This window comes from Enterobacter sp. 302C9, from assembly GCF_034106085.1.
Classification (GTDB): Bacteria; Pseudomonadota; Gammaproteobacteria; order Enterobacterales; family Enterobacteriaceae; genus Enterobacter; species Enterobacter asburiae_B.
In genome coordinates, this window is record NZ_JAWNBW010000001.1 from 1,087,860 (window position 1) to 1,103,179 (window position 15,320).

Annotated in this window: 15 protein-coding genes and 1 pseudogene; 6 read left to right on the forward strand and 10 right to left on the reverse strand. The window is 51.5% G+C overall.

What is annotated here, in order from left to right; genetic code table 11:
- Nucleotides 1–53: 53 nt before the first annotated feature.
- On the reverse strand, nucleotides 54–1,352 hold the full coding sequence (gene rstB / locus UR289_RS05335) for a two-component system sensor histidine kinase RstB (protein ID WP_033145344.1): 1,299 nt from the start codon (nucleotides 1,350–1,352) through the stop codon (nucleotides 54–56).
- Between the two features lie 515 nt (nucleotides 1,353–1,867).
- Here rstB and UR289_RS05340 point away from each other — a divergent pair.
- Complete coding sequence (locus tag UR289_RS05340; protein ID WP_320709273.1) at nucleotides 1,868–2,800, forward strand: FRG domain-containing protein; 933 nt, start codon at nucleotides 1,868–1,870, stop codon at nucleotides 2,798–2,800.
- Between the two features lie 196 nt (nucleotides 2,801–2,996).
- The gene (locus tag UR289_RS05345; protein WP_224978799.1) at nucleotides 2,997–3,266 is read left to right on the forward strand and encodes a hypothetical protein; all 270 of its coding nucleotides are present in this window, start codon (nucleotides 2,997–2,999) and stop codon (nucleotides 3,264–3,266) included.
- Nucleotides 3,267–3,441: 175 nt separating this feature from the next.
- On the opposite strand, the gene UR289_RS05350 is transcribed toward UR289_RS05345, so the two are convergent.
- The 3 genes and pseudogenes from UR289_RS05350 to UR289_RS05360 form a co-directional block, all read right to left on the reverse strand.
- The gene (locus tag UR289_RS05350) at nucleotides 3,442–3,792 is read right to left on the reverse strand and encodes a tyrosine-type recombinase/integrase (protein ID WP_404995714.1); all 351 of its coding nucleotides are present in this window, start codon (nucleotides 3,790–3,792) and stop codon (nucleotides 3,442–3,444) included.
- Between the two features lie 195 nt (nucleotides 3,793–3,987).
- Nucleotides 3,988–5,097, reverse strand: a complete 1,110-nt coding sequence (locus UR289_RS05355) for a ParA family protein (protein ID WP_224978800.1) — start codon at nucleotides 5,095–5,097, stop codon at nucleotides 3,988–3,990.
- 147 nt (nucleotides 5,098–5,244) lie between these two features.
- Nucleotides 5,245–5,456: pseudogene (locus UR289_RS05360) on the reverse strand (transcriptional regulator); the annotation flags it as partial.
- Between the two features lie 32 nt (nucleotides 5,457–5,488).
- On the opposite strand from UR289_RS05360, the gene UR289_RS05365 reads away from it, so the two are divergent.
- Nucleotides 5,489–5,665 carry a helix-turn-helix domain-containing protein gene (locus tag UR289_RS05365; protein ID WP_233422262.1) on the forward strand — a complete coding sequence of 59 codons (177 nt, stop codon included), beginning with the start codon at nucleotides 5,489–5,491 and terminating at the stop codon, nucleotides 5,663–5,665.
- Nucleotides 5,666–5,789: 124 nt separating this feature from the next.
- Here the strand turns inward: UR289_RS05365 and UR289_RS05370 are convergent, their stop codons facing one another.
- Together UR289_RS05370 and rstA are read right to left on the reverse strand one after the other, a co-directional pair.
- A complete protein-coding gene (locus UR289_RS05370) occupies nucleotides 5,790–6,050 on the reverse strand; it encodes a hypothetical protein (protein WP_320709274.1) in 261 nt (86 codons plus the stop codon).
- A 253-nt stretch (nucleotides 6,051–6,303) separates the two neighbouring features.
- The gene (gene rstA, locus UR289_RS05375; RefSeq protein ID WP_021241154.1) at nucleotides 6,304–7,020 is read right to left on the reverse strand and encodes a two-component system response regulator RstA; all 717 of its coding nucleotides are present in this window, start codon (nucleotides 7,018–7,020) and stop codon (nucleotides 6,304–6,306) included.
- Between the two features lie 128 nt (nucleotides 7,021–7,148).
- On the opposite strand from rstA, the gene UR289_RS05380 reads away from it, so the two are divergent.
- Nucleotides 7,149–7,484 (forward strand): GlpM family protein, encoded by a 336-nt coding sequence (locus UR289_RS05380; protein ID WP_028017326.1) that lies wholly within the window; start codon nucleotides 7,149–7,151, stop codon nucleotides 7,482–7,484.
- Here the strand turns inward: UR289_RS05380 and folM are convergent.
- The 3 genes from folM to ydgH all read right to left on the reverse strand — a co-directional run bounded on the left by folM (nucleotide 7,481) and on the right by ydgH (nucleotide 10,755).
- Nucleotides 7,481–8,203, reverse strand: coding sequence for a dihydromonapterin reductase (gene folM / locus UR289_RS05385; RefSeq protein WP_033145346.1), 723 nt, complete (start codon nucleotides 8,201–8,203; stop codon nucleotides 7,481–7,483). The two genes, UR289_RS05380 and folM, sit on opposite strands and share 4 nt — an antisense overlap.
- Before the next feature lie 39 nt (nucleotides 8,204–8,242).
- On the reverse strand, nucleotides 8,243–9,625 hold the full coding sequence (locus tag UR289_RS05390; protein WP_320709275.1) for an amino acid permease: 1,383 nt from the start codon (nucleotides 9,623–9,625) through the stop codon (nucleotides 8,243–8,245).
- 185 nt (nucleotides 9,626–9,810) lie between these two features.
- Nucleotides 9,811–10,755, reverse strand: a complete 945-nt coding sequence (ydgH, locus tag UR289_RS05395) for a DUF1471 family protein YdgH (protein WP_033145347.1) — start codon at nucleotides 10,753–10,755, stop codon at nucleotides 9,811–9,813.
- A gap of 535 nt (nucleotides 10,756–11,290) precedes the next feature.
- Here ydgH and pntA point away from each other — a divergent pair.
- Together pntA and pntB are read left to right on the forward strand one after the other, a co-directional pair.
- Nucleotides 11,291–12,820, forward strand: a complete 1,530-nt coding sequence (gene pntA / locus UR289_RS05400; RefSeq protein WP_023311474.1) for a Re/Si-specific NAD(P)(+) transhydrogenase subunit alpha — start codon at nucleotides 11,291–11,293, stop codon at nucleotides 12,818–12,820.
- Nucleotides 12,821–12,830: 10 nt separating this feature from the next.
- A complete protein-coding gene (pntB, locus tag UR289_RS05405) occupies nucleotides 12,831–14,219 on the forward strand; it encodes a Re/Si-specific NAD(P)(+) transhydrogenase subunit beta (RefSeq protein WP_024909329.1) in 1,389 nt (462 codons plus the stop codon).
- A 120-nt stretch (nucleotides 14,220–14,339) separates the two neighbouring features.
- Here the strand turns inward: pntB and uspE are convergent, their stop codons facing one another.
- On the reverse strand, nucleotides 14,340–15,290 hold the full coding sequence (gene uspE / locus UR289_RS05410) for a universal stress protein UspE (protein ID WP_023335478.1): 951 nt from the start codon (nucleotides 15,288–15,290) through the stop codon (nucleotides 14,340–14,342).
- Nucleotides 15,291–15,320 lie beyond the last annotated feature (30 nt).

Sequence of the window (15,320 nt, forward strand, 5' to 3'; positions counted from 1 at the left end):
ACATACTTATCATATAGCACAGCACGCCGGGTCAGGCCAGCGTGCGGTTGAAGTCAGGCAGGGACGGGAAGGGCGATGTTATGGTATACCGGCCAGCTAAAGCAGAAGCGCGCGCCGCCGAGCTCGCTCTCTTCGCAATGCACCGTGCCGCCCATCGCCTGCGCGATAGAGTAAACAATCGCCAGCCCCAGGCCGCATCCGCCAGTGGCGCGATCGCGGCTGGGGTCGAGGCGGACAAACGGTTCAAACACGGTTTCTCGCGCTTCCGGGGCAATCCCCGGACCGTCATCCTCCACCGTCAGGCTGGCCTGATTGCCCTGCAAATCCAGCCCAATCTGTAGCGTGCTTTCGCTGTAGCGCATGGCGTTGTTCATCAGATTGTCCAGCACGCGCTCCATCAGGCGCATATCGAGCGCGCCGTAATCACCCGGCGTGACGCGCGTTAACAGCGTGCGCTGCGGGTTTACGCTCTGAACGTCATCGATGTGGGTTTGCAGCCAGGCAGGCAGGTCCGGCGTGCTGAGGTTCAGTTCGTTTTGCGGACGATCGAGGCGCGCGTAGGTCAGCAGTTCCTCAATCAGCGCCTCAAGCTGGCCGATGTCGCGGTTAAGCGCCTGAGACTCCGCTTCCGTCAGATTCTCGCTCATCTCCAGACGATAGCGCAGGCGAACCAGCGGCGTGCGCAGCTCGTGCGCAATCCCGTCGATCAGCTGCTTTTTACTGGCGATCAGGGCATTGATGTTATCGGCCATCTGGTTAAAGGCCACGCCCAGACGTTCAAAACTGGAACCGCTGTCGAAGTGGATGCGTTCGGTAAAATGCCCTTCGCCAAAACGCTGCGCGGCGGATTCCAGCTTCAGCATGTCCTGCCAGTGCGGGCGCATCCAGATAAAGACCGGAAACGCGAGCGAAATGGCGATAAAGGCCATCAGCGCCATGTCCAGCAGACGCATCTGGTGCAGATAGTAGAGATAGGGCACCGGCCCGACGGCCAGCACGTAATGGCTGCGCGGAATACGCTGGATAAAGGTGTATTTCTCGTCCAGCGCGACGATGTCCCCGTCGCGCAGACGCTGCATGGCGGGCGGATCCAGCTCAAAATCTTTTAACGGCTCGATGCGTAAATCGAATGACAGGTTCAGATCCAGCTCTTTGAGGGTTTTCGCCCAGTCGTGCGGCGGGATCTCTCTCAGCTCGCTGCGCATCAGATAGAGCGAGCTTTTCATCAGATCGTCCAGCGACTGCCTGCCCGCACGTTCGGCGGTGAATTTATAGACCAGCCCGACCAGCATGGTCATGACCAGGAAACAGACAAACAGCAAAAGATAAAACTGCACAAACAGCTTTTTCATTAAATATCACCAGGAAATCAAGTAATTAACTACTTTGTTTTTACCTTCAGGGGCACTATAGGGGCATTTGCATATCCGCCAAAGCGCTGATTCAAAAATGATACCTGATCGCAATCGAGAGCATTTATCTACGCAGAGTACACTGTATATGTCATTTCTGCATTCATGTGGCCCAATTGGCTCGCAATAAACGCAGGGTTGCGGACAATTAGAACAAAGAAGCGGTTACCGCAAGCAAGCCAGCGCCAACAAACCCTAGGCATCTGCATACGGACAGGAATATAGCGACGGGCTGACCATGGCACAGACTGGGGAAATCATGCAACAGATGAAGATAAATCAGCAACAGCTTACTGCGAAGGGCCAATAGATGCAGTAAATGATAGTACTCTTGCTAAGTCGCTGAAAATGCAATACTTTGAAAGTTCACATTGGCCGGGTGGGCAAATTTATTCATTCTCGGCAAATTGTATTTCGTGATCACAACAATGGAACTGCCAAGGCGACTCATAGATATGGTTACTACTAAAGACACGTCCTTAAATAAAATCAACAGTGTTAATGGTTATTTGCGGTTGATTTTTGATCAGAACAAGTTGATGAATGATAATGATAATTATAAAAGTATAGATGACGATGAAAAAGAAGGTTTTGCAGTAACTTGTTATCGTGGGCAATCAAAGTCAGATTGGTTGCTTCAACCTTCAATATCCAGAGGGTATAAAGATAATGCTGAGAATGAAATATTTAGAGAGTTAATGCTGGAAGCTCCAAACGAATTTAACAATGACAGATTCATGTTTGACAAATTAGTAAGGGCGCAGCATTACGGATTACCCACAAGATTGGTGGATGTATCATTAAATCCGCTGGTGGCACTATATTTTGCTTGCTGCGAATTTAAAGGGGGAAAGGAAGAGTTAGCAGATGGTAAGGTTTATATAATAAGCTTTAAGTCTTCGCGGGTTAAATTCTCCGACAGCGATACAATTAGTCTGATTAGTAACCTTACACGCTTGTCTGATGAGGAAAAAAAAGCGCTTAAAGAAAAACAAAACTTCGCAGTTGCTAGCTTTAGAAAGCTTGATGAAATTAAACGATTGTTAGGGTTCGTTAAAGGCGAAAAACCTTATTTCACCAATGAAGTTAGACGATCAGATTTGTTTAGATACTTTTTTGTTTATCCTACAAAAAACAATAGGCGTGTCATAGCTCAATCCGGCGCTTTCATGACGGCCGGACTATTAAAATACGATTCACCTCAAAGCTCAAATGGATTAAAAATCAATCAAATCCTCATACCTGGTGCCAGTAAGCCAAAAATATTAGAAGAATTAGATAAGCTAAATATAAATTCCAGAAGTTTGTTTCCAGAAATTGAATCAGCATCCAAATATATTAAAGCCAAGTATGTTATTCCTTCGGCAATGGAAGATGAGAACTTGTAAAGAGTTTTACTTTCGACAATCGTAAGACGAAAATTCAAATTATAGCCGTAATGCTTATTTTACCCGCCTTGTGCGGGTTTTTGCGTTTTGCCCGATAGACGGGTTTTTCTTTGAGTGCACGCCGCAGAATCGTCCCATTCTAGGGGGGCTTTTTAGTATGTACTTTCGTGAGCTGAACGATACAGGGGTATGAGAAATGAGCGACGCTGAATTTACAGATAACATGTTCTTTCAAGAATTTGAAGCAAACCTGGCGCTGATTGAAAACGGAGAGGATGTCGAGGTCGTAGATGTGCCCGTTGTCGCTGCACTCGTACCAGCAGCACTTCAACCAGATGCATCCAGGCGGGCGATACTTCTCAGCAGCAAAAAAACATCTGCGACAGGTACTCTTCCTGCCGCGGTCTCTGCTGTTGCAGGGCCGACGCCGGGCTTGGAAGCAGGCCTAAGTGTTGGCAAAAGATGATGTACACCACATTCTTTTTGAAGTGCTCTAAGCCACCCGGGTACGGGCCCGCGAAATGGAACAGCAGATCGAAGCCTTAAAGAAACAAGCGGTTGAAGTGGGTGCTGATGAATCGCTGTCAAGTTAAGGGATAAACAAATTTTTCATTCAATAAAAAAGGAAATCAAGTAATTAACTACTCTGTTTTTACCTTCAGGGGCACTAAAGGGGCATTTGCATATCCGCCAAAGCGCTGATTCAAAAATGATACCTGATCGTTATCGAGAGCATTTATCCACGCAGAGTATGCATGGAAGACCATCTCTGCATTCTCATGTCCCATCTGATTCGCTATAAAAGCAGGATTAGCACCCGCCGACAACATCCAGCACGCATATGTATGACGCAACTGATAGGGGCGTCTGCGGCGAATGCCCGAACGCTTTACTGTAATGTCCCATATTCTTATGCCGTCGGCAGCTACTTCGTGGGCTCCATGCCTTGGTGGAACGTAGTGCGTCTTGGTGAATTGGCTTAAATCACTGATTTATGTTTATATCAATTTTGGATTTGTTATTGGTGTAAACCTAGGGTTTGTATGTGGTGCTTTTTTAGGTCGTTAGCCCAGTGATGGAAAAATTACTTAGACAGGCTGAAGAAGGTGGGTTGGAGGAAGATGACGGCAAGCGAGCTAGTACGACAGTGGTTAAAAAACCCGGCTTCGGAGCCGGGTTTGTATATGTTATTGGTCTAATTTGATCATGGTAAGTACAGATTGAGCCAAGTTATGATAAACCCTATTAGCTTCCTCAATATTCACTTTTATTCCATTTTCCTTACCATTTTTTTCCCACATCCATCGTGCACCAGTCCAGTTCCCATCTTCTTTAGTGAGCTCGAAAATCGGTTTAGACAAACTTTGAGAAACGGGTACCAAACCGCTAAAGTTCTGTACACCTGCTAGATGGAATGGGGCGTCGTGCGTAACCGCTTCTGTAAAAATTGCATCCGAAATAACCATTTCTGACGCACTCAATGCAGGAATTAGTTTTTTATTAGCAACAGTTTTGATGCGTTCGAGCCAGTCGCTATAAGCTTTTGACATCTGCTTGGGTTGCTCCGCATCATCTCCGTCAGAAGAGCTGCTGCTAGTGGTATAGATTCTGTAGTTTTGAGTTATAAAGCCAAGCATTTTGGGATTGGCTTTTGGCAGTGGATGATCCCCTCCAACCTTGAAGGGGGAAATCTCATTGGCCCACTTAGGTAGTACATTACTTAGCGAATCTATAGCCTGATAGCAATAAAAATCAGGAGAAATAGGTATGATAAAGTAATCAGAACTCATCAAAATACACTGATTGGTTGACGACACACTGGGGCTCATGTCGACTAGAACAATATCGATACTATGCTCGTCAGCGATTTTCCTGACTAACTTATTGAAAGCACCTACGAATTTTCTCAATACTGGGAGTGTATTGCTACTTGTCATCGCTGTCGCGATTTGTGTATCAAGTTCAGAAAACCTTATGTTTCCGGCTAAAATGAATAAGTTAGGATTATTAGTCCCTGTAATAGGAGTATTGCCAACTGGCGTGTGTGGTGTGCTTTCTAAAGAAAACTCTGGCGCAAGACTATTGAAAAGATCTGTATTTTGCTTGCTGTCATAGAATTGAACCAGGGATTCATAATCATCCAAACCTAACGTCAGCCCAGTTAAGTTGCATTGAGGATCTGCATCGATGATCAGTACTCTTTGTCCAAGAGCAGCTAGCTTCCATCCGAGATGGAAAACAGTTGTTGTTTTGCTTACACCACCTTTATGGTTAAAAAGAGATATTACCTTAGCCACTATATTTTCCTTTAGCGGTTGAATGTTTATCTCATTATATGATAAGTGGTGATTTCGTTCTATTGTGAAAATTATGAAATGACGGCTGGATCCAATAAAACCCGGCTGCGAAGGCATGCATTTGCTTAACTTAGTAAACAATCCCAACTATTCATCTGTACTCTTGATTCTACCTTTCATGTATTTCTCATATAACTTGTCCAATCCTTTCAGGCGAAGCGCGAAGATTCGAAGCATGTTTTGCTTCTCCTCTTCTGGTAATTGGCGATAGTGCTCTAGTAGGCGCTGCTCATCAGGTTTAATGCCATCTTTTCCCCTACATCTTCACCGAGAAGCCAGGCAACCGAGATGCCTAGCGATTAAAGCCACAGGCTCAGCCAGAAATCTCAGCATCGCGCTTGGAGTAACAAGTATGTCTGTAAGTCATTGGAAGAATCGTGACCAAGGGATGGTCCCGCCAAGTTACATCTTTCCAATTTTCACAATGACAGGAGTAACTCCTCACGAATTACGCCCTGCTGACCTCTATCCAAATCCCACAGACGGTTTACCTAAACAGGAGCCTTAACAATGCAAACTGTTTCAGTTCAACAGAGTAGCAAAGCTTACTCTAATCCACTGATATTTCCGTGTCATCGAAGCGAATCGGCAACGCAGGATACCCTTCATGTTTTTCATGTCTGTGGAGCGCGTTACATGGCAGTCGCGCTGTTTTTTACCTTGGCGATGAGTGTTTCCGTTACGGCCAGTCCTTCCGCAATGTGCATATCAATCACATCGGTACCGAATTCGTTAATTAAATCCAGAAGTATTTCGTAAGTCTGGATGAGCTCAAGGATATCAAAGAGCGCTTTTTGATCGGGGCGCGAGGGAGAAGGATGGTTAAGCGCGGCCTGATTAGCAATCCATTCCAGATTGGTTTTGATGGCTTCTACCTGACTGTAGCTATACATATTTCATGGGCTTAAATCCTCATTTCAAGATTTTATGGGAGAGGTATCGTGAGAGCTTCACGGTGAAAAAAGAGTCTGCATGTCGCCGGGGCAGTGCTGGCTGTAGAAAGAATGGATGAAGATTTAATTATGGGATAGTTCGCGTGCTTAGCAAGTTAATTGTTGCGCAAACGTAAAAATAAACGCGCGAAAGAGAGGGCATTGCTGCGTAATACCTTCATTTCGCGCACGTTATGCTAGCCAGGTAACGGAATCAGGTTTCCCAGGCGTGCGGGGCAAACAGATAACCCTTGTTACGCACGGTTTTAATGCGGTAGGGCTCGGTAGCGTTATCCTGCAGCTTTTTGCGCAGACGCGAAATCGCCACGTCAACGCTGCGGTCCATTCCGTCATAGCTCACGCCACGCAGGTTTTTCAGCAGCGCGTCGCGGTCCATGATTTGCCCGGCGTGCGTTGCCAGCTCCCACAGCAGGTCAAAGTCTGCGGTGGAGAGGGCGATAAGCTCGCCGGAGAGCAGCACCTGGCGGTTAATGGGGTCAATAGACAGCGTACCGAAGCGCATCGCTTTGTGCGGCGTCAGAGACGGCGCGGGCGCTTCGCGTTCGATGCTGGCGTGCTGGCGCAAATGCAGGCGCAGGCGGGCAAGCAGGACGGCAGGCGGTGTGGTTTTCAGAATGTAGTCATTGGCGCCCATCTCCAGCGACAAAATGTGGTTCATATCGCTGTCCAGTGAGGTGAGCAGGACGATAGGGCCCTCCCACCGGGCGCGCAGGTCACGGCAGAGCGTCATGCCGTCTTTGCCTGGCAACATAATATCCAGCAGTACCAGATCCGGGTTTTCACGGACGACCACCTCTTCGGCACGATCGCCGCGAGGTTCAACAATGACGTCCATATCATGTTTACCCAGATAGGCGGCGATCAGTTGCCCGACCTCGGGTTCGTCTTCAACATAAACAATCTTATTCATACAGCGTCTGTTTTCGTGAAAAAAGCCAACATACACCGCGGAACCTTAACCTTCCATTAATCTTTCAAAATTAACGCCGGTTCCGTTATTCTGGCTCTTATTGTTATTTGATTATTCCAGGGAAAAATATGGGGCTGGTGATCAAAGCCGCACTGGGCGCGCTGGTGGTGTTACTGATTGGCATTCTGGCAAAAACGAAAAACTACTACATTGCCGGGCTAATCCCGCTGTTCCCGACCTTTGCGCTAATTGCCCACTATATCGTGGCTTCTGAGCGGGGTACGGAAGCGTTACGCACGACCATCGTGTTTGGCATGTGGTCTATCATTCCGTATTTTCTCTACCTGCTTTCGCTGTGGTATTTCACCGGTTTTCTGCGTCTTCCCCTGGCGCTGAGCGGGGCGGTGGTCTGCTGGGGACTCAGCGCCTGGGTGTTAATTTTCTTCTGGAGCCGCTTTCACTAGCGCAGCGGGCGCCCGCCGTCCACGGCAAAGGTTCTGCCCGTCACGTAGCAGCTGGTGAGCAGGTAATCCACGAGGTCGATCACCTCTTTCTCGCCCGGCGCGATTTTCATGAGCGACTTATTCAGCGCCTGCTGGCGATACTCCGCATCATCGTTTTCGTTAAACAAAATCATCGCCGGGGCGATGGCGTTTACCTTCACCTCGGGCGCGAGCTTGCGGGCAAACGAGCGCGTCATATTATCCAGTGCGGCTTTACTGGCCGCGTAGGCGATGTGCTTGTCGCTGCCGCGCTCCACCACATAATCGGTGAAGTGAATAATATCGCCGGCCGCGTGCCCATGGCCGCGTAGCAGATCCTGCAGAGCGTGGTTAAGCAGATAAGGCGCATTGACGTGGATCTGCAGCATGGCAGAGAGCGTTTCGCTGAGTGACGTACCGGGTTTTTCGGCTCGCCATGCGCTGGCGTTATGGATCACGGCGCGCAGTCCCGTCGTGGTGGCTTTTACCTTTTCCGCGAAAGCCAGAATGCCTTCATCGGTCGAAAAATCAGCCTGAATGCAGACCGCCCCGGCTTTGCGTAACCCTTCAATCGACGGGTATTCCGTACGGTAGCTGACAATGACCGGATGGCGAAGGTTGAGAAAGTGATGGGCGAGGGCGAGGCCGATACGGCGGCCTCCACCGGTAATCAGTATTGGGCGAAGCGGTGCATTTCCCATCGTATTCTCCTTTACAGTTCAACAATGGGAAAGGCGATGCTATCCCATTAACATCCAGGTTGCCGGTAGGGCAGCAACCAGTAACAATCCAATTAAGGCCATCTCACGGCGCTTCAGCGCGTTCTCCAGCTGATGCGTGCGGCGGGCGTAGATAAACACCAGCAGACCCGGTGCGTACAGCACTACCGACAGCAGCAGATGCATAGGCCCGGAAGCATACAACAACCACAGGCCGTAAATACAGGCTCCGACACCCACGACATAATGCGCCGGGCGTGTGGCAATTTTTAACAGATACGCACCCACTAGGAAATAGGGTACCAGAATCATCTCCGAGGCGATGGTCAGCAGGGTGTTATAGTCTGAACCTGTGAGCCAGATCAGCACCAGACAGACCTGAACGCTGATGTTGGTCAGCCAGAGCGATGCCGACGGCGCGCTGTTTTGGTTTTGACGGGCGAACAGACGTGGAAACGCCTTGTGCGTCGCGGCCAGGAACGGCACTTCAGCCGCCATGATGGTCCAGCTCAGGTAAGCGCCGCAGACGGAGACGATCAGCCCTGCGGCAATCACCACGTCGCCCCAGGAGCCGAGCATTTTCACCATCAGGCCCGCCATTGACGGGTTACGCATTTCAGCCAGCTCAGGACGCGCCACCACGCCCAGCGACAGCAGCGTGACCAGCAGATAGACCCCCAGCGCGGCCAGAACGGCCAGCAGCGTGGCGCGGCCCACATCGCGTTTATTCCTGGCCCGGGCAGAAACCACGACCGCGCCTTCAACACCGATGAACACCCACAGGGTAATCAGCATCGTGTTTTTCACCTGCTCCCAGACGGGCACGCCCAGCGCGATACCGGTGAAATCGAGCTTAAAGATGTCCATACGGAACGCAATAAAGGCCAGAACGATAAACAGGCCGAGCGGAACCAGTTTCGCCAGCGTCGCCACCAGGTTGATGCTGGCGGCCGTTTGTACGCCACGTAACACCAGCCAGTGGACGAACCACAGCAACACCGAGGCGCCCACAATAGACTGCCAGGTATTCCCGTCGCCAAAGAGGCGCAGCTCAGGCGTATCGGTAAAGAAACTGAGCGCTGAGAAGACGATCACAAGATAAGAGACGTTGGCGATAACGGCACACAGCCAGTATCCCCACGCGGAACAGAAGCCAATCAGCTCGCCGAAACCTTCACGCGCATAGGTGAAAATGCCGCCGTCCAGATCCGGGCGAATGCGGGTGAGCAGCAGCATCGCGAAGGCCAGCAGCAGTATGCCGACACCCGTAATGCCCCAGCCAATGATGAGCGCGGAAGGGCTGGCAACGGCCGCCATATTTTGCGGCAAACTGAATACGCCTGCACCCAGCATTGAGCTTAAAACGAGTGCAGTCAGAGCACTCAGGCCAAGTTTCTTTTCCATTGGCTTCCTGTTATGAAAGGTCAAAATCCAGAATAATTATTTCGCTCAGGCGCATAAAAATGGTGGATCACACTAAGGCGCGGGATTTTACGGAGTGTAACGAATGCATGCAATGACGTGAGGCAGAAATTCAAAAAAAGTAACAAAAAAAGGCGGCATTGCGCCGCCTTTCGTCAACGATGTTGTTACTTGTACAGATCGGCGCTGATGGTCACGTTGTTACCACGTTCCTGCCACTGGCGGGTGATGTGGTAGTACTTCGCCCCTTTCTTCGCCGCACGCTTCGCGACCTGGTAAGAGACTTCCGTCATGTTGCCGTAGTTGCCGGTAAACTTGATGCTGTCGAACGGCACCATCTGCGCTGCAGTGGCGTTGTTCAGCTCTTCAATTTTGGTACCGTCAGGCAGCGTAACGGAGTAACGACCACCTTTCGTGGACTGCGTTTCGAAGAAACGGCCCACTTCAGCGCTTGGGGCAGCCGTCGTTGCTACGCCTGGAATTTCAACTTTCTTCGCTGCTTCGCCGCCTTTCGCTATCGCCGCGCGACCTGCTTCTGAATTCGCCGGGATAGCATCCGGGCTCTGCAGAACACGTTTTTTCGCATCTTTTTTATAGATGAACGCGGTAATACGCTGGTTGCCACCCTGGTTAGCATCGACCTGACGCACGATGAAGAAAGAGTAGGCCCCTTTCTCTTTCGCGGCTTTGGTGATGGCATCGTTCACTTCAGGCTGGCTGCGATAGAAGCCCTGAACGGTGACGGTGTCGTAAGGTTCCAGCTCAATCGCCTGATCTTTCGGCAGTTCAACAACACCGTTGATCACGCGGTTTTTCGGTGCGTCAGCTTTTGGCGCATTGTCTTTGAACAGCGCGATGGTCACGCGCAGGTTACCGCTGTTGCCGTAATCGGACTGGTCAACGACATAAAACGAGGCCGCCCCGTTTTTATCAGCGGCTTTTGATGCAGCGGCGACGGCGTCGCCAATAGAATTATAACGACCCACAATGACCGTATGGTCAAAAGGTTTTAACGCTGCCGCTTGCTCCGGCGTTAACTCTGTTGCGGCATTCGCAGACAGGGCGGTCGCGGAAAGAAGTGCGGACGCCAGGAGTGTGTTCTTAAGCTTCATAAAAATGATCCTTCGCCTTGCGCAAACCATGTACTGGTATTGTTGTTAATTTGAGACGGTCCCGATTATTGCATTTAAAACCCGTCGCTGTCTGCGCCATTTTTCACTGCCTGTGCTTACTGAATCACCGAATTCGATAACATTTAGTGATATGTTGAAAAAACACGCGTTTGACAAGTAAAACTGATAAAGCATATGACTTTTACAAGTTAATTTAATGTTAACAAGTTGTTCTGTTATGGCGCTATATCATGTTTTTACCGTTTCGCTTGCGCGATTTATCGGTTCTGGCAGTGAATTTAAGGTAAATATCACTGTCAGTGACGCCGATCGCTTATTTTTCACAGATAAAGTAAGAAATAGTGTTTTCTGGCGGTAGATCACGGGCGCTATTTTCAGTAGGTTATAGACAGTTTGTTACTGTTTTATTTTCCGGGGTTAATCATCTCTCGTCGCTCGCGCGATGGCGAAAATTGATACAAACCGCGGGCATTTATCGATAAACCATCATCAAAAACCGATGGAAGGGAAAACTATGCGTATTGGGGTACCAAAAGAACGGTTAGCCAATGAGACCCGCGTAGCGGCAACACCGAAAACGGTGGAGCAACTGCTTAAACTGGGTTTTACGGTCGCGGTTGAAAGCGGCGCGGGCAAACTGGCGAGTTTCGATGACGAGGCTTTTATCCAGGCTGGCGCGGAAGTGGTCGACGGTGCTGACGTCTGGCAGTCGCCGGTGATTCTGAAGGTCAACGCACCGGAAGAGAGTGAGATTGCGCTGCTGAATCCGGGAACGACCCTGGTGAGCTTCATCTGGCCTGCGCAAAACCCGGAGCTAATGGAGAAGCTGGCGGCCCGTGGCGTGACCGTGATGGCAATGGACTCCGTGCCGCGCATTTCGCGCGCGCAGTCGCTGGATGCCTTAAGCTCCATGGCAAACATTGCCGGCTACCGCGCCATTGTTGAAGCGGCCCACGAGTTTGGTCGCTTCTTTACCGGTCAAATCACCGCCGCGGGTAAAGTCCCTCCGGCGAAAGTGATGGTGATTGGCGCAGGCGTGGCGGGCCTTGCCGCAATCGGTGCGGCAAACAGCCTGGGCGCTATCGTACGCGCCTTTGATACCCGTCCTGAAGTAAAAGAACAGGTCCAGAGTATGGGCGCCGAATTCCTTGAGCTGGACTTCAAGGAAGAAGCAGGCAGCGGCGATGGTTACGCGAAGGTAATGTCCGAAGCCTTTATCAAAGCCGAAATGGAACTCTTCGCCGCCCAGGCGAAAGATGTCGACATTATTGTCACCACCGCGCTTATCCCGGGTAAACCGGCGCCGAAGCTGATTACCCGTGAGATGGTTGACTCCATGAAGCCGGGCAGCGTGATTGTCGACCTGGCCGCCCAAAACGGCGGTAACTGTGAATATACCGTTCCAAATCAGGTAACCACGACCGCTAACGGCGTGAAGGTGATCGGCTATACCGATCTGCCGGGCCGCCTGCCAACGCAGTCTTCTCAGCTCTACGGCACTAACCTGGTCAACCTGCTGAAGCTGCTCTGCAAAGAGAAAGACGGCAACGTCACCGTTGATTTCGACGATGTGGTGGTGCGCGGCGTCACGGTGGTCCGTGAAGGTGAAATTACCTGGCCTGCGCCGCCTATTCAGGTTTCTGCTCAGCCTCAGGCGGCAACGAAAGCGGCGCCTGAGCCAAAAGAACCCGCCAAACCGGCTTCTCCGTGGCGCAAATACGCGATCATGGCGCTGGTGATTATTCTGTTCGGCTGGCTGGCTGACGTCGCGCCAAAAGAGTTCCTCGGCCACTTTACCGTCTTCGCGCTCTCCTGCGTCGTAGGCTACTACGTGGTGTGGAACGTCTCCCATGCGCTGCATACGCCGCTGATGTCGGTAACCAACGCCATCTCCGGGATCATCGTGGTGGGGGCGTTACTGCAGATTGGTCACGGCGGCTGGATCAGCTTCCTGAGCTTTATCGCGGTGCTGATCGCCAGTATCAATATTTTCGGTGGTTTCACCGTGACTCAGCGCATGCTGAAAATGTTTCGTAAAGGCTAAGGGGTAGCATATGTCTGGAGGATTAGTGACAGCTGCATACATTGTTGCTGCAATCCTGTTTATTTTCAGTCTGGCGGGGCTTTCCAAACACGAAACGTCTCAGCAGGGGAATAACTTTGGTATCGCCGGGATGGCGATTGCGCTGATTGCCACCATCTTCGGGCCGGATACCGGCAACGTGGCGTGGATCCTGGTGGCGATGATCATCGGCGGCGCGATTGGTATTCGCCTGGCAAAACGCGTTGAAATGACCGAGATGCCGGAGCTGGTTGCCATTCTGCACAGCTTCGTGGGTCTGGCTGCAGTGCTGGTGGGCTTCAACAGCTACCTGTATCACGAACCGGGTCTGGAACCGATTCTGGTGAACATCCACCTGACGGAAGTGTTCCTCGGTATCTTCATCGGTGCGGTGACCTTCACCGGCTCCATTGTGGCGTTCGGCAAGCTGCGCGGGAAGATCTCCTCTAAACCGCTGATGCTGCCAAACCGTCATAAGCTGAATCTGGCGGCGCTGGTGGTGTCGTTTGTATTGCTGGTGGTCTTCGTGCGTACCGAAAGCGTCGGCCTGCAGGTACTGGCGTTGCTGGTGATGACCATCATCGCGCTGGCGTTTGGCTGGCACCTGGTGGCGTCCATCGGCGGTGCGGATATGCCGGTGGTTGTCTCGATGCTGAACTCCTACTCCGGTTGGGCGGCAGCGGCGGCAGGCTTTATGCTGAGCAACGACCTGCTGATCGTCACCGGTGCGCTGGTGGGTTCTTCCGGTGCGATCCTGTCTTACATCATGTGTAAGGCGATGAACCGCTCGTTCATCAGCGTCATCGCCGGTGGTTTCGGGACCGATGGGTCTTCTTCCAGTGCGGATGAAGAAGTGGGTGAGCACCGCGAAATTTCTGCGGAAGATACCGCAGACATGCTGAAAAACTCGCACTCCGTGATCATCACTCCGGGCTACGGCATGGCGGTGGCGCAGGCGCAGTATCCGGTGGCGGAAATCACCGAGAAGCTGCGCGCGCGGGGCATCAAGGTTCGCTTTGGTATTCACCCGGTGGCAGGGCGTCTGCCTGGCCACATGAACGTGCTGCTGGCGGAAGCGAAAGTGCCTTACGACATCGTGCTGGAAATGGATGAGATCAACGATGATTTCGCCGACACCGACACCGTGCTGGTCATTGGTGCTAACGATACCGTTAACCCTGCTGCACAGGACGATCCGGGTAGCCCAATCGCCGGTATGCCTGTTCTGGAAGTGTGGAAGGCGCAGAACGTGATTGTGTTTAAACGCTCCATGAATACCGGCTATGCCGGGGTTCAGAACCCGCTGTTCTTCAAAGAGAACACCCACATGCTGTTTGGCGATGCCAAAGCCAGCGTGGATGCGATTCTGAAATCACTGTAAGTTGCGTTGAAACGAAAAAACCGCCGAATTCGGCGGTTTTTTTATTGCCGGTTGGCGCTGACGCTTACCCGGCCTACGGTTTTGTTGGCCCGGCAAGCCTGCGCCGCCTGGCGTCAGGCGTTAATCGTCTTCAGGATCGTCCAGCTCAACCGGCGTCTGATACTCATCCGGCTTAATGACCAGCAGGTCGCAGCGCAGATGGTCGATCACCTGTTCGGCGGTATTGCCGAGGAACGCGGCAGAAATACCGGTCCGGCCAATGGTGCCCAGCACCACAATCCCCGCCTGCAGGTGTTCCGCCAGGTCCGGGATCACCTCTTCAGGCAGCCCTTTTTCCACGTGGGTCATTTTCTCATCGATGCTGAATTTCTGGCGCAGCGCTTTCATGGCCAGCAGGTGCTGACCGCGGATCGCGTCGTTGTACACGCTCGGGTCAAATTCAGGGAGCTCAATGGCAATGTTAATCGGGGTGACCGGATAGGCGCCAACCAGATGCACTTCGGTATGATTCACCTGATCGGCAAGCTGGATGGTCTCCTTCACCAGCTTCTCGTTCAGCGAATTGTGGTAATCCTCTTCGCTCGCGAGGTTTACCGCCACAACGGCTTTCCCGCCTTCAGGCCACGGCTGGTCTTTCACCATCCAGACCGGGCAAGGGCATTTGCGCAGCAAGTGCCAGTCGGTCGGAGTGAAGATCACGGATTCCAGCTTGTCGTGCTGGTGCGCCATCTTCAGCAGCAGGTCGTGCCCACCGGCGACAATTTCCTGGATGATGGCTTCGAAAGGTCGGTTATGCCAGACCACTTTAATATCAATGGGCACGCCCGCTTCCAGGTAATACTTCGCCTGTTCACGGATCCACGCGGTACGCTGGCTGATGACGCCCTGACGCATAGCGGTGCGCTCGTCAGGCGACAGAAGGGTGGTCATCTCATACGAGAAGTCATAGATCGGCAAAAACGCTTTGATTTTGCCACCAATCCGTTGATGTAAATACACAGCACGTCGTAATGCCGGCTGATCGTCCTGATTCGGATCGATAGCTACCAGCATGTTTTGATACTTGGCCATACAGGTCTCCTTACTACTGTCACCACAGTC

Excerpts from the sequence above, each read along its gene's own strand:
- rstB (WP_033145344.1), bottom strand. The coding sequence starts at position 1,352 with ATGAAAAAGCTGTTTGTGCAGTTTTATCTTTTGCTGTTTGTCTGTTTC.
- UR289_RS05340 (WP_320709273.1), top strand. The coding sequence starts at position 1,868 with ATGGTTACTACTAAAGACACGTCCTTAAATAAAATCAACAGTGTTAAT.
- UR289_RS05345 (WP_224978799.1), top strand. The coding sequence starts at position 2,997 with ATGAGCGACGCTGAATTTACAGATAACATGTTCTTTCAAGAATTTGAA.
- UR289_RS05370 (WP_320709274.1), bottom strand. The coding sequence starts at position 6,050 with ATGTATAGCTACAGTCAGGTAGAAGCCATCAAAACCAATCTGGAATGG.
- rstA (WP_021241154.1), bottom strand. The coding sequence starts at position 7,020 with ATGAATAAGATTGTTTATGTTGAAGACGAACCCGAGGTCGGGCAACTG.
- UR289_RS05380 (WP_028017326.1), top strand. The coding sequence starts at position 7,149 with ATGGGGCTGGTGATCAAAGCCGCACTGGGCGCGCTGGTGGTGTTACTG.
- folM (WP_033145346.1), bottom strand. The coding sequence starts at position 8,203 with ATGGGAAATGCACCGCTTCGCCCAATACTGATTACCGGTGGAGGCCGC.
- UR289_RS05390 (WP_320709275.1), bottom strand. The coding sequence starts at position 9,625 with ATGGAAAAGAAACTTGGCCTGAGTGCTCTGACTGCACTCGTTTTAAGC.
- ydgH (WP_033145347.1), bottom strand. The coding sequence starts at position 10,755 with ATGAAGCTTAAGAACACACTCCTGGCGTCCGCACTTCTTTCCGCGACC.
- pntA (WP_023311474.1), top strand. The coding sequence starts at position 11,291 with ATGCGTATTGGGGTACCAAAAGAACGGTTAGCCAATGAGACCCGCGTA.
- pntB (WP_024909329.1), top strand. The coding sequence starts at position 12,831 with ATGTCTGGAGGATTAGTGACAGCTGCATACATTGTTGCTGCAATCCTG.
- uspE (WP_023335478.1), bottom strand. The coding sequence starts at position 15,290 with ATGGCCAAGTATCAAAACATGCTGGTAGCTATCGATCCGAATCAGGAC.